The organism is Pseudoalteromonas sp. SR44-8 (assembly GCF_014163635.1).
Classification (GTDB): domain Bacteria; phylum Pseudomonadota; class Gammaproteobacteria; order Enterobacterales; family Alteromonadaceae; genus Pseudoalteromonas; species Pseudoalteromonas rhizosphaerae.
On record NZ_JACJDS010000018.1, the window covers coordinates 75,478 to 89,762 of the forward strand.

Consider the following 14,285-nt stretch of genomic DNA (forward strand, 5'->3'; position numbering starts at 1 on the left):
AACTATACTCTCGCAAACTCGCTAAGGTACAAACTTGATCGGTACGCTGTCTTTATTGGCTTGATGTTCTGCGAGGCGTTGTTGGTAGGTTTGCCATAAATCGTCATGTTGGGCTTGTAGGTGGGTGAAATATGCCCAGCTAAATAAACCGCTGTTGTGGCCATCGTCAAAGTCTAAACGCAGTGCGTAGTGGCCGACTGGCTCGATGTTTTTGATGCTAACCTGCGATTTACCGAGTACCAATTTCATTGGTTCGTTACCATGGCCTTGTACTTCGGCAGACGGTGAATGAACACGTAAAAACTCACTACTAAAAGTACAGTGGGTGTCATCGTCAAAATAGACATCAAGGGTTTTGCTAACGGTATGATGATGTACCTTGATAACTTGTTTCATTGTTATGCCTGTGTATTGAGCCTAGAACCTAGAACTTAGAGCCTGAGCCCTAAGTTCTAGTTTTAAAATTAAAGAATAAAGCGACTTAGGTCTTCATCTTCAACCAGTGCACCTAAATGCTTCTCAACATAGGCAGCATCAATGACTAAACTGGTGCCAGCTTGCTCTGATGCATCATAGGAAATTTCTTCCATCAGTTTTTCCATTACCGTATGTAGGCGACGTGCACCAATGTTTTCAGTTTTTTCATTAACTTGCCATGCCGCTTTGGCAATGCGTTCGATGGCGTCATCGCTAAACTCTACACTTACTTGCTCTGTTTTAAGTAGTGCATGTTGTTGCTCGGTCAGTGAGGCATGTGGTTCGGTTAAAATACGTTTAAAGTCGTCAGCGGTTAATGCTTCAAGCTCTACACGAATAGGTAAGCGACCTTGTAGTTCTGGGATCATGTCAGATGGTTTTGCCATTTGGAATGCGCCAGAGGCAATAAACAACATATGGTCAGTTTTCACCATGCCATGCTTAGTGCTCACGGTTGAGCCCTCAATCAGTGGCAGTAAGTCACGCTGTACGCCTTCACGGCTTACGTCTGGACCTGATGATTCTCCGCGCTTACAGATTTTGTCTATCTCGTCGATAAACACAATACCGTTTTGTTCGGCTGCGAAGATTGCTTGCTCTTTTAGTTCTTCAGGATTTACTAATTTAGAGGCTTCTTCTTCAACCAATAATTTAAACGCTTCTTTAATTTTAAGTTTGCGTTTAGTGCGCTTGTCACCCGCCATATTTTGGAACATGCCTTGCAACTGGTTGGTCATTTCTTCCATACCAGGTGGTGCCATGATCTCAACATTTGGTTGTGCTTGGGCTAAATCAATATCAATTTCTTTATCGTCTAATTGACCTTCGCGTAATTTTTTACGGAAAATCTGACGCGTTGAAGAGCCTTCATCGCGTTGGCTTTCACCAGACGAATCTTTAGCTGGAGTCAGTAGTGCATCTAAAATACGTTCTTCGGCAGCTTCTTCTGCGCGATGTTTGAATTTTTTAGTTTGTTGCTCACGGGTCATTTTGATTGATACATCAACCAAGTCGCGAATGATGGTTTCAACTTCTTTACCAACATAGCCCACTTCAGTGAACTTAGTCGCTTCGACTTTAATGAAAGGCGCGTTGGCAAGTTTTGCTAAACGACGGGCAATTTCAGTTTTACCAACACCGGTTGGACCGATCATCAGGATATTCTTCGGCGTTACTTCAGCGCGAAGATCTTCATCTAATTGCATGCGGCGCCAGCGATTACGAAGGGCAATAGCCACTGCTTTTTTTGCTTTTGCTTGACCAATTATATGCAGGTCAAGTTCATGAACGATTTCTCTGGGAGTCATATCAGACATAGCAGTTCCTATTACAATTCTTCGATGGTTTGAAAGTTATTTGTGAATACACAAATGTTGCCGGCAATTGTCAGGCTTTTTTCAACAATTTCGCGGGCGCTTAAATCGGTGTTTTCAAGTAGGGCAGTTGCAGCTGATTGGGCAAAGTTACCACCACTACCAATGGCAATTAAATCATTTTCAGGCTGCACAACATCACCGTTACCAGTAATTATCAGTGAGGCTGTGGAGTCGGCAACAGCAAGCAATGCTTCGAGTTTGCGCAAGGCGCGATCGCTACGCCAATCTTTAGCCATTTCAACAGCGGCTTTGGTTAGATTGCCTTGGTGCATTTCAAGCTTGCTTTCAAAACGTTCGAACAGGGTGAAGGCATCAGCAGTGCCGCCAGCAAAACCGGCGATCACTTTGCCATTATAAAGGCGTCGAACTTTGCGGGCGTTGCCCTTCATTACGGTGTTACCAAGTGAAACTTGGCCATCGCCACCAATGACGACTTTATCGCCGCGACGTACACTTACAATAGTGGTCATGTTATTCCTCATCATCGAGTCGCAGGGGCGACTCGTTAAAAGCGATTGATGATGAGTTAATATGGGTTAATGGGCTAAAATCAAGTCCAATTCCAAATTCCGCAACCAGTTATTTTGCTACGCTTTAGTTTGTTTTTATCACTTTCGGCTAAACGTTTGGTTTTATAAGGACCTAAACGCACTTTATACCAGACACCGTTAGTGCCAGTTGTTTCACGAATTTCGGCGATTAATCCGGCAAATGCAATTTTAGCTTTTAAGGTTTCTGCTTGGCCATGGGTTCTGAACGAGCCGCATTGCATTACATAAGGGCCTTTTTGTTCAAGCTCTCTTACTTCAACTTGAATTTCATGCTCTTTGATTTCTTTTATGAATTCAGGAGGGCGTGGTTTAGGCAACTCTTGTTGCACTTTTGCAGGTGTTGGGTTTGCTTGTTGTTCAACCAGCTTTGGATCTGCATTGGTTTTGACATACCATAAACCAAAACTAAAACCGCCAACAAGTAGCACGGTAACCAGTACTAATAATACGGGGAATGGTTTTTTCGGTGGCGCTGTTTTTTTGCTATTACGGTTGCCCGGTTTTTTATTAATAAAATCGTGTTGTGCCATGGTGGTATTGGGCTTCTAACCTTAAATCATATCTATTGGATCTACATCTAAGCTCCATCGCACCTTTTGCGCTAATTTACTGGTACTTAAGTAGTCTACCATTTGCGCGAGATATTGGTGTAATAGAGGGCGTTCGAGCGCTTGAATATGCAATTGAAAGCGATATTTCCCCGCAATTCGCTCGAGCGGTGCAGGGATCGGACCTAGCAATTGTATACCAGTTAGACCTTGGACTGGAACTAAATCTGTTAAAAAATCGACCACTTGCTTTATGTTGTGACCTTCGGCGCGGACAATCGCCATATTAGTTATTGGTGGTAGCTGTGCGTCATCGCGCTCTTGCAGTGCAAAACGGGCGAAATCTTGATAACCATTATTGACTAAATCTTGTAATAAAGGATGCTCGGGAAAGTGAGTTTGCAATAATACATGACCTGGTTCGCCACTGCGCCCAGCACGGCCAGCCACCTGAGTAACTAATTGTGCTAAATGCTCTGTGGCGCGAAAGTCGCACGAGTACAAGCCGCCGTCGACATCAAGGATCAATACTAAGCTCACATCAGCAAAGTGATGACCTTTGGCAAGCATTTGGGTGCCAACTAAAATCCGTGCACCGCCTTGGTTTATATCGTCTAGGGCTTTTTCTAAACTGCCTTTACGACGCGTTGAGTCGCGGTCAATCCGGCTAATCGGGGTATCAGGAAACTCGGTTGTTAAAAACTCTTCTATTTGTTCGGTGCCTTTGCCGTTAGGAAATATTTGTGTACTACCACAGTCTGGACACTGATGCGGCACGCGTTCTTGTTCACCGCAGTGATGGCAAATCATCTGGCCGATGGCTTTGTGAAAAGTCGCACTAGTGCTGCAACGTGTGCACTCACTTAACCAACCACATTCATGGCAAATCAGGGTAGGCGAAAAACCGCGACGGTTTAAAAATACCATCACTTGTTTGCCTCGTTTTAAATGCTGACGCATAGTGGCAAGACTGGCATGAGCTATACCAGCTTGATCCGGCTGGCCTTTCATATCAATCAGCTGAAATTTATTGTCGGTACTGGTTTGCGCACGTTGTGTTAGGCTCAGTAGTTGGTATTTATTATGAATTGCCTTATGCAAGGTTTCGAGCGCCGGGGTTGCTGAGCCTAAGATCAGCGGTATTTTATGTTGAAAAGCGCGGTATGCGGCTAAATCACGGGCATGGTAACGTAAGGTATCTTGTTGTTTAAATGAACCGTCATGTTCTTCATCAACAATGATCATACCAAGCTTTAAAAATGGTAAAAAGATACTCGAACGTGTACCAATCACAATTGCGCAACTGGCTTTTTCACAAAAGCGCCAAGTTTGTAAGCGTTCGTTATCGGTCAGTGCTGAATGCCACAGCATAATCGGCGTATCAGGAAAGCGACGACGAAATCGATTAACCGTTTGTGGCGTAAGGCCAATTTCAGGCACTAGTACGAGTGCTTGTTCACCGCGTTTTAAAACCTCTTCAAGGCATTGTAAGTAAACCTCGGTTTTACCACTGCCAGTGACACCTTCTAGTAAAAAGCTATTGAAACCGACCGCTTGATTAATGGTGGTACAGGCTACTGCTTGCTCTTTATTTAGAGTCGGCTTAGTGCCTACGGTGGGAAGTTGTTGTTGCCATTGGTTGTCGTGTTCAATCGTTTGGCTGATCAGCTCCTTGTTAAGTAAGCTGTCGATAGTTTTTTTACTAAACCCCAGCGCTTTTAATTCTGTAAGTGATGATTTACCCGAATCTGCCAGTTGTTTGAGTAAGCTTAGTTGGCTCTTTGCTTTTAAAGACGGTAATTTAGCGCCTTTTTCAGTTAGTGCCACCATACTAATACTGCTTTTATCTGGGCACAGTCCTTGACGCAGCGCGCCAGGCAGGGCGATATGAATTGTTTCACCTAGTGGGTAGCAATAATAGCGCGCAGTAAAACGCAATAATTCGATATGTCGCTCTGATAAAACGGCTTCATCATCAATCACTTCAAGCACTGCTTTAAGTTTATTAACCGGCACATCGGTGTTGGTTTTTAGCGCCAGTACTACCGCAACTTTGCGCTGATTACCAAATGGCACCCATACCCGCGCACCGACTTTAGGCATCACCGATAAACCATCGAGTTGCTCTGGAATGCGATAATCAAAGGTGCGATGCAACGGTACTTTTATAGCAACTTCAACAAAACTCATAACAACCCAAACAAGAACGAATAAGGGAGTTAATGTACTAAAATTATGGCTGAAAACCTACCTGCAAATATCTTCTTTAAAACTTTTGTTCATTTTATTAGCAAAAACGACATTTAAAGCTTGTAGCAAGTGGGGTTGTTGCTTAGAATACGCGTCCTAAATAATTTGTTTTAACGACGTATGGTGCCAGACTCCGGGTTTGGAGAGCGATGCGGCCTTAACTAGAGGTTTCTATGAAAGAAGGTATTCACCCTAAGTACGAAGTAATTTCAGCATCATGTTCATGTGGAAATAAATTCGAAACTCGTTCTACTCTGTGTAAAGACATTCACTTAGACGTATGTTCTGCGTGTCACCCGTTTTACACTGGTAAGCAAAAAGTTTTAGACACAGGTGGCCGTGTTGATCGCTTTAACAAGCGTTTCGGTTCACTTAGCAGCAAGTAATTCTTGTTGTTTTGTCGGAAAAAGCACCTTAGGGTGCTTTTTTTTATGCCTGCTATTTATTAAAAACACCGCCTTTTAGTCTTTATTTCTTGCTCTAGTGCTCCAGCTTTACGCATTCATTATGTTGTGACTATTTCCCACTTTTATATCCAGTATAGCGAGTAAATAACAGACAAATAGTGATTTGTTGACTATATTGTCATTCTCGTTAAAGCGATAAATTAAACGTTTTTGTCGGTAAAGTTAGGTCTTTTGCGGTTAAATGTTGTTAACGTCTTACTTTGATGGTTTTTAGTCATGGGCCATTATTTTTGCTTTAAAGCGTTGCATAATGAGCATTTTAAGATGGGTTTTTTGATGCTTTGTGGCGTTTTTATAGCCGAAAATTGAAGCTTTTTTGCAAAAAATGCTGACAAAACGCATAAAATTAACGGATATAGCATATAACAGGATAGACCTGATATTGCTTGAATTTAATTATAATATAGGTATCGTTCCCTATAAGATATAAGAACTGCTTACTCTCACTTTCAACTTAACTTACTTGCAGGATAAAATCGCGTTATGTCAGACTTTCGTGAACAAGCTTTACATTACCATTCGCACCCCGTTCCAGGAAAAATTAGCGTTGAGCTTACAAAGCCAGCTGAAACCGTACAGGATCTTGCACTCGCATACAGCCCCGGTGTTGCAGAACCGGTACGTGAAATAGCTGCTGATCCCGCTAATGCCTACAAATACACCGGTAAAGGCAATATGGTTGCGGTTATTACTAACGGCACCGCTATTTTAGGTTTAGGTAACTTAGGTCCATTGGCTTCAAAACCGGTTATGGAAGGTAAAGCGTTATTATTTAAACGCTTTGCGGGTCTAGATTCGATAGATATTGAGGTGAAACACAATACCACCGAAGATTTCATCAATACAGTTGCTAACATCGCTGATACGTTTGGCGGTATTAACTTAGAAGACATTAAAGCGCCAGAGTGTTTTGAAATAGAAAAAGCATTGATCGAGCGTTGTAGCATTCCAGTGTTCCACGACGATCAACACGGTACCGCGATTGTAACGGCTGCTGGTATGATCAACGCACTTGAAGTACAAGGCAAAGAAATCGAAGATGCGATTATCGTTTGTTTAGGAGCCGGTGCCGCAGCGGTTGCGTGTATGGAGCTACTGATCAAGTGTGGCGCATTGCGTGAACATATTTACATGTTAGATCGTAAAGGCGTTATTCATACTCGTCGTGATGATTTAAACGAGTACAAACAGTTATTCGCTAACAATACAGATAAGCGCACACTGCAAGATGTTATTGCTGATGCCGATGTATTTGTTGGTGTATCTGGCCCGAATTTACTTTCTCCTGACGATCTTAAGCTAATGGCTGATCGACCTGTAGTGTTTGCCTGTTCAAACCCAGATCCAGAAATCTCACCAGTGCTTGCTCATGGTGCTCGCGATGATTTAATCATGGCAACGGGTCGTTCAGATTATCCAAACCAAGTTAACAACGTGCTGTGTTTCCCATTTATTTTCCGTGGTGCGCTAGATGTGCGTGCAAGCAAAATTAATGATGAAATGAAAATTGCTGCGGTTGACGCTATTCGTAGCATTGCTAAAGAACCAGTACCAGCGGAAGTATTAAAAGCGGCGGGTGTTGAGACACTTGAATTTGGTGCGCAGTATATTATTCCAAAACCGATGGATCCGCGTTTATTACCGCGCATTGCCAAAGCAGTAGCGCAAGCGGCAATTGATTCTGGTGTTGCACAAATTGATATGCCGGAAAACTACATGGAGTAGCTGCTTAGCTGCAATTGGTAATGGCACAATAATAAAAACCTCAGTAACTTACGTTACTGAGGTTTTTTTGTAGCCCATTCCTGAAGCAGGAATATATACAAATGATAACTTAATCTTCGTTGAGTACAGGTACTTCGAGACCCATTTCAAGCATGATTTTTTTCACTTCTTCAGGCACTTTCTCTGGATTATCTTTACGTAAATCTTCATCGTTTGGCAGTGGTTGGCCAGTAAATGCGTGTAAAAATGCTTCACAAAGTAATTCGCTATTTGTTGCATGGCGAAGATTATTAATTTGACGACGAGTACGCTCATCAGTCAAAACTTTTAATACATTTAGCGGGATCGAAACGGTGATCTTTTTAACTTGTTCTGATTTTTTCCCGTGTTCTGCGTATGGGTGAATATATTCACCATTCCATTTAGCCATAGGATGTATCGTTGCCTCAGGTTGTTAATTGTTTGCGCGACCTTTTGCAGCGCAAAGATGGCGAAATTCTATCGTGTTAAAAAAGATAGTCAAATACTTGTTTTTTAGCCATCTAGCGGCTTAAATGTTTTTACTTCTAATCTTGCGGCTAAAACCGCATAAATGCTTTGACTTATTAAATTTGATCCTCTAACCTTTTAGACGTCTAAACATCCATTTAATTGTAGGTGACGGTATGAGTCAAAAGAATAAAGCAACCATTGCAGTACGCAATGGTATTGATGCAGATAAACATCACGGCGCGGTTGTGCCTCCCATTCATTTATCGACCACCTACTCATTTGCTGATTTTGATAAAAAGCGCCAATATGATTATGGCCGTAGCGGCAACCCAAACCGTGATTTACTCGCTGAAACGCTCGCTAAGCTTGAAGGTGGCGCTAAGGGGATTATCACTGCAACGGGCATGGCTGCGGTGCATTTAGCTACTCAGCTGCTAAACAGTGACGATACCTTAGTGATCCCACATGATTGCTATGGCGGTAGTTACCGCTTATTCACCTCACTTGAAAAGCGTGGCTTATTAAAGTTAGTGGTTTTAGATTTAACTAAATCTGAAAATCATCAAAAAATTCTTGAGATAAAACCAAAGCTAATTTGGATTGAAACACCGAGTAATCCTATCTTACGGTTAACCGATATTAAAGCGATCACCACGATTGCTAAGCAGTGCGGTGCGTTGGTTGGTGCCGATAACACATTTTTATCACCTGCTTTGCAAAACCCAATTGAGTTTGGTGTTGATATTGTGGTGCATTCGACCACTAAATATATTAACGGTCACTCAGATGTTGTTGGTGGTGCGGTGATCGCCGCTACCCAAGAGTTGGGTGATGAGCTTGCTTGGTGGGCTAATAACATTGGCATTACCGGTGCCCCGTTTGATAGCTACTTAACGTTACGTGGTTTACGTACTTTGAATGTTCGTTTACGTCAGCATCAAGAAAATGCCTTTATTATTGCCCAATATCTAGAAAACTCCCCTTATGTAAGCCAAGTATATTACCCTGGATTAGTATCTCATCCACAGCATGAACTCGCTAAACAGCAGCAACGTGGTTTTGGTGGCATGGTAAGCTTTGATATCAAAGGTGATATTAATGATGCTGCAGAATTTTTGACCAGCTTAGAAGAATTTAGCTTAGCTGAGTCATTAGGTGGGGTTGAGAGTTTGATTTGTCACCCTGCAACTATGACCCACGCAGGTATGGAGGCAACTGCTCGTCTTGCTGCGGGAGTAGGTGATACCCTGATCCGTATTTCGGTGGGCATTGAAGATGTAAAAGATTTAATCGCTGACTTAGATCGTGTATTCAATAAAGTGAAACCAGGTCAAGCTCAGCACGGCGCAAAAGTAATCGCTTCCTCTGTTCAACAACAAGATGATGAGCAATCAAGCTCATTTAAACTGACTCCTGCACATACGGCTTTGTGGTAATAAAAAATGGTAAATATAGTTCATAAATTTGGTGGTTCTAGCCTTAGTTCTGCAGAGCGTTATCAGGCCGTAGCAAATATTATTCTAGCCCATACGGAAGCCGGTGATTGTGTGGTGGTATCCGCAGCCGGTAAAACTACTAATACGTTAGTTACGCTATGGCAGAGTTACCAGCAAGGTGATCAACAGGCAGTGAGTGATATTTTATTGCAGCTTGATAATCATCAACGTACTTTGATCGAGCAGTTATTGAGTCCAGCAGCGCGACATACGGCATTAAACGTATTAGAACAAGAGCTAGCCTTAATTGCACAGCAAACTCAACAGCAAAGCTTACAGGAAGCCGCATTGCTTGCTCACGGTGAAGTTTGGTCGGCACGATTATTGGCTAGCTATTTAAAACAGTTAAATGTTGCAGCTCAAGATGTTGATGCTCGTCAATTGTTTACCCTTAATGATGGGCAATTATTACATCAAAAAAATCAACAAGCCTGTGCCGAGTTAATTTCAGCCAATTGCATTAATATTGTTACTGGTTTTATAGCCGCTGATTGCCAAGCAAATACAGTTACTTTGGGGCGCAATGGCAGTGATTACAGCGCGACTTTGTTAAGCAGTTATTGTCATGCTAGTCAGGTATCAATTTGGACTGATACCCAAGGGGTGTTTAGTACCGACCCTCGTAAAGTAAAAAAAGCGATTAAGTATTCTAAAGTATGTCGTGGCCAAGCAAACTTACTGGCGCGTTTGGGCAACCCAGTGTTACATGCTAAAACTCTCTCGCCATTAAAAAATACTGATATCAAATTAGTCGTTCGCAGTAGTTACGACAGCGAAGCTAGCGCGACAGAAATTGTCAAAGAAGGTTACAGCAAAGCTAAGCGTTTTATCACTACCTTAGAAAATATTGATTTACTGCGTATTGATCAGCTGCGTGGCGGTGAAATTGGCGAATTAAGTCAGCTTATTCAACACAGCTTGCATCATTTTATTAAAAACGGCGATACCTACTTACTAGTGCCGGCAGCAGCGACTCATCAGGTGGTGAGTCATTTGCAAGGGCGCGCTAATATTATTGAGTCGAACTTACATGGTTGCGCTGTTGTGGCGCCACGAAATGATGTAGCGCAATTATTTGAACAAGCAACGCAAGTGCTTAGTGAGCAAAGTTTAGTGCCGCGCTTTAGCCATCAAGACGCAGACTACATATTACTACTAACGGATCAATCTATTGATAGTGATGTATTGACCTTATTGCATGATAAGTTGATTAACAAAGGCCAAGAGCTTGCCATTATTGTTGCTGGCCTTGGTAATGTTGGTGAAGTATTTATTGAGCAACTAAGTCAGCAGCTTAATCGTTTGCAGCAACACTTCAGCGTTAAGCTGGTTGGTTTATTACGCTCGCGCTCTATGTTGTTCAGCCCAAGTGGTATCGTGCTTGAGCAATGGCAGTCACAGTGGCAAAACGAAGCAATAGATTACCAAGAAGCTGATTTACTGACACGTATCAGCGAACTCGATTACGAACACAAAGTGCTGATTGATATTACTGCTAGTGAAGCGTTTAGTAAGCTTTACCCGGCGTTTGTTAATTTAGATTGTCACCTGATCAGTGCTAATAAATATGCGGGCACTGCAAATAATGACTGGTATCAAAATTTACGCCGTAATTTAGCTGAACGTAACTTATTATGGCGTTATAACACCAGTGTTGGTGCGGGTTTACCAATTAATTTTGCGTTAGCTGATTTACAAAACAGTGGCGACAGTATTACCCATATTGAAGGCGTGTTCTCAGGCACTTTATCGTGGTTGTGTAGCAGTTATGATGGCAGTGTAGCGTTTTCCGATTTAGTGTTGCAAGCGCAAAAAATGGGCTATACCGAGCCTGATCCACGGGAAGATTTATCAGGGCGTGATATGCAGCGTAAGCTATTAATTTTAGCACGTGAATTAGGGCTCACCTTAGAGCTTGATGAGATTGGCTTAACACCGTTGATGCCAGAGCAACTAGCGCAAGGTGATTGGCAGTCTTTTTTAGCTAATAAGCAGTTGCTTGATGACTTTATTGCTGAAAAAGCGCAGTTAGCTGGCAAAGAAAACAAAGTACTGCGTTATACCGGTGCGTTAACAATTGCTGATGGCAAAGTAACAGCCAAAGTCGGTTTGGCTTATGCAACACAGGGTGATGCCTTAGCTAACTTAACTCCAGGTGATAATATCTTTGTTATCAACAGTCAGTGGTATAGCGATAATGCGTTGGTGATCCAAGGTCCTGGTGCAGGCAAAGAAGTTACCGCAGCAGGCGTGCATTCTGATTTATATTGGTTAATACAAAACTTAAAATGAGCTCTGAGTTTGTAAAATAAAAAAAGCGCCGATTGGCGCTTTTTTTATGTAGCAGCGATTTTATATCGCGACATAGTAATATTAAAACAGCTCTTCTTCTGTTTTAGTCTCTTCTTCAAAAACGTTTTCTACATGCGGCATCACATACTTAGTGGGCGAGGTGCCTTTTTCAAAGTATTCAAAGCGACTAGTGTAATCGTTCTTTTGACTCAAGAGTCCCGTTGCTAGATCGATTCGTACCGACACTAATCCTTCAGGTGGCTCGATTGGTGCTTCTGGCTTATCTTTGAGTGCTACTCGCATAAAGTCAATCCATGCCGGTTGAGCTGTTTTAGCACCAGATTCTGCACCAGAGATCTGGGTATTATCCATGTTGTTGTTATACGTCGAGCGACCAAGCGGGTTACCTGGATTATCAAATCCAACCCAGACCGAGGTCATAACATTACGGTTAAAGCCGCTAAACCAAGTATCGACAGAGTCATTAGTAGTACCCGTTTTACCGGAAAGATCGCGACGATCTAATACCTGAGCACGCCAACCGGTTCCACTCCAACCCGTTTTATGGGCCCAACTACCGCCCCCCCAAATTGCGCTATTCATCGCATCAGCTATCAAAAACGCGTTTTGTTTAGATATGATGCGCGGCGCACAATGATTTGCTGTTTGGCTGGTATTTAACCCTGTAGTGGACTCAAATTGAGTCATTGTTAGCTGAGGCGTAACAGGATCACACGCTAATAATGGTTTTGTTTTAAATAACACATTACCTGCAGAGTCTTGAATCTCATTAATAAAATAAGGGGTGATCAAATGACCGCCATTGGCAAATGTGCTCATGCCACGGGCAAGCTCTAAAGGAGTGATTGACGCACTACCTAAAGCTAGCGATTCACTGCGATTGATATCATTATTTTGAAAGCCAAATTTTAATAGGTGATCAGCTGTGCGCTGCAAGCCTACACCGCGCAGTAAGCGCACCGAAATAACGTTTTTCGATTGTGCTAAAGCACGACGAATACGGATTGGGCCGTTATATACCGCAGGGCTGTTTTTTGGTCGCCATGCAACCCCTAGGCTCTTGTCCCATTGATTGATTGGCGCATCATTTAAAATAGACGCTAAGGTATAACCATTATTCAGCGCCGCAGAATAAATAAACGGCTTAATGTTAGAGCCGACCTGACGTTTTGCTTGCACGGCTCGGTTATATTGGCTTTGTTCAAAGCTATAACCGCCAACAATTGCTTTAATGCGACCATCATTCGGATCCAGCGATACTAATGCACTTGAGGCTTCAGGTAATTGGCTGAGTAGATAACTGCCATCGTCATTTTTACGTAGCCAAATTTGCTCACCTGGATTGAGTATGTCAGCAGCTGTTTTTGGTGGGAAACCTTGACGGTAACGCGTAATGTATTTGCGCGCCCATTTGAGATTATCCCAGTCTAGAGTGACTTGCTCACCACTTTTTAATAACACTGTTGCCGTTTGCTCTCCTACAGACAAAACTGCTGCCGTTAATAGCGGGGCAATTTCTTTTACCGGCTCAAGCTTTGCTAAAATTTCACTAGAGCTTAGGGCAGGTTGCGTTTCAAAATCCCACAGTTGCTGCTCTGGGCCACGATAGCCATGGCGCATATCGTATGCATGGAGATTATCAACGAGTGCTTTTTGCGCTGCGGCTTGTACGTCAGATTCAACACTGGTGTAAACTTTAAAGCCGGTATTATATGCTTTTTCGTAGCCATAACGAGCGACCATTTCTGCACGCACCATTTCAGATATATAAGGCGCATATAAGTCTATTTCGGCACCATGAAATTTTGCCGTAATTGGTTCTTGAGAGCTCTGGTTGTAGTCTGCTTGAGAGATATAACCTTCATCAAGCATACGTCTGAGTACCACATTACGGCGTGCCTTGGCGCGAACTGGGTTTCTGATCGGATTTAAAGCTGAAGGCGCTTTTGGTAAGCCTGCAATCATTGCCATTTGCGCTAAAGTTAACTCGTTTAGTTGCTTACCATAATAGACTTGTGCAGCGGCTCCGATACCAAAAGCACGATTACCTAACTCTATTTTATTTAGGTATAAAGCGAGTATTTCATCCTTGGTAAGTAAGTTCTCAATGTGTAACGCAATGAAGATCTCTTTTACTTTACGAATATAGGCCTTTTCACGTGTTAAGAAGAAGTTACGAGCTAACTGCATTGTTATAGTACTTGCGCCTTGTTTTTTCTCACCAGTTGAAATTAATACGAGCGCTGAACGTAAAATACCTATAGGATCTATACCTATATGGTCATAAAAACGGTTATCTTCAGTGGCTAAAATAGCATTTATGAGTGGTTGTGGGATCTCTTCTATAGTCACTGGAATGCGGCGTTTTTCACCGAACTGGTTGATTAACAAACCATCTTTCGAAAAGACTTGCATAGGAGTTTGTAATTGCACGTCTTTTAAAACTTGCACACTGGGGATATCAGATTTAACGTAATAATAAAGGCTTACTAAGGTAATGAGCCCTAAAAACGCGCAGATGATAAAAAATTGTAAAGTTCGTTTTAATAAAATCACTTATATTTTCCCTAAATGGACTCCCAATTAGAAT

Annotated in this window: 11 protein-coding genes; 4 read left to right on the forward strand and 7 right to left on the reverse strand. The window is 42.4% G+C overall.

The features are described 5' to 3' along the window. Positions 1 to 21 precede the first annotated feature (21 nt). The 5 genes from H5183_RS10895 to priA all read right to left on the reverse strand — a co-directional run bounded on the left by H5183_RS10895 (position 22) and on the right by priA (position 5,142). On the reverse strand, positions 22 to 396 hold the full coding sequence (locus tag H5183_RS10895; RefSeq protein WP_182731693.1) for a gamma-butyrobetaine hydroxylase-like domain-containing protein: 375 nt from the start codon (positions 394 to 396) through the stop codon (positions 22 to 24). Positions 397 to 464: 68 nt separating this feature from the next. Further along, positions 465 to 1,793, reverse strand: a complete 1,329-nt coding sequence (gene hslU / locus H5183_RS10900) for an HslU--HslV peptidase ATPase subunit (RefSeq protein ID WP_182717691.1) — start codon at positions 1,791 to 1,793, stop codon at positions 465 to 467. Positions 1,794 to 1,804: 11 nt separating this feature from the next. Further along, complete coding sequence (gene hslV, locus H5183_RS10905; protein ID WP_145238496.1) at positions 1,805 to 2,323, reverse strand: ATP-dependent protease subunit HslV; 519 nt, start codon at positions 2,321 to 2,323, stop codon at positions 1,805 to 1,807. Positions 2,324 to 2,403: 80 nt separating this feature from the next. Further along, entirely contained in the window at positions 2,404 to 2,934 is a 531-nt protein-coding gene (locus H5183_RS10910) for an SPOR domain-containing protein (protein WP_149982624.1), read from the reverse strand. A 21-nt stretch (positions 2,935 to 2,955) separates the two neighbouring features. Beyond that, positions 2,956 to 5,142 carry a primosomal protein N' gene (priA, locus tag H5183_RS10915; RefSeq protein WP_149982625.1) on the reverse strand — a complete coding sequence of 729 codons (2,187 nt, stop codon included), beginning with the start codon at positions 5,140 to 5,142 and terminating at the stop codon, positions 2,956 to 2,958. A gap of 233 nt (positions 5,143 to 5,375) precedes the next feature. Between priA and rpmE the strand changes: the two genes are divergently transcribed. Together rpmE and H5183_RS10925 are read left to right on the forward strand one after the other, a co-directional pair. Continuing rightward, a complete protein-coding gene (rpmE, locus tag H5183_RS10920; protein ID WP_145238505.1) occupies positions 5,376 to 5,588 on the forward strand; it encodes a 50S ribosomal protein L31 in 213 nt (70 codons plus the stop codon). A 564-nt stretch (positions 5,589 to 6,152) separates the two neighbouring features. Continuing rightward, entirely contained in the window at positions 6,153 to 7,394 is a 1,242-nt protein-coding gene (locus tag H5183_RS10925; RefSeq protein WP_145238508.1) for a malic enzyme-like NAD(P)-binding protein, read from the forward strand. A gap of 109 nt (positions 7,395 to 7,503) precedes the next feature. On the opposite strand, the gene metJ is transcribed toward H5183_RS10925, so the two are convergent. Next, the gene (gene metJ, locus H5183_RS10930; protein WP_016709540.1) at positions 7,504 to 7,824 is read right to left on the reverse strand and encodes a met regulon transcriptional regulator MetJ; all 321 of its coding nucleotides are present in this window, start codon (positions 7,822 to 7,824) and stop codon (positions 7,504 to 7,506) included. Between the two features lie 235 nt (positions 7,825 to 8,059). Here metJ and metB point away from each other — a divergent pair, with 235 nt between their 5' ends. Next, entirely contained in the window at positions 8,060 to 9,322 is a 1,263-nt protein-coding gene (gene metB, locus H5183_RS10935) for a cystathionine gamma-synthase (RefSeq protein WP_145238511.1), read from the forward strand. 6 nt (positions 9,323 to 9,328) lie between these two features. After that, positions 9,329 to 11,674, forward strand: coding sequence for a bifunctional aspartate kinase/homoserine dehydrogenase II (gene metL / locus H5183_RS10940; RefSeq protein WP_182731694.1), 2,346 nt, complete (start codon positions 9,329 to 9,331; stop codon positions 11,672 to 11,674). 81 nt (positions 11,675 to 11,755) lie between these two features. Here metL and H5183_RS10945 read toward each other — a convergent pair whose 3' ends face one another. Then, positions 11,756 to 14,251 (reverse strand): penicillin-binding protein 1A, encoded by a 2,496-nt coding sequence (locus tag H5183_RS10945; protein ID WP_182731695.1) that lies wholly within the window; start codon positions 14,249 to 14,251, stop codon positions 11,756 to 11,758. Positions 14,252 to 14,285: the final 34 nt, after the last annotated feature.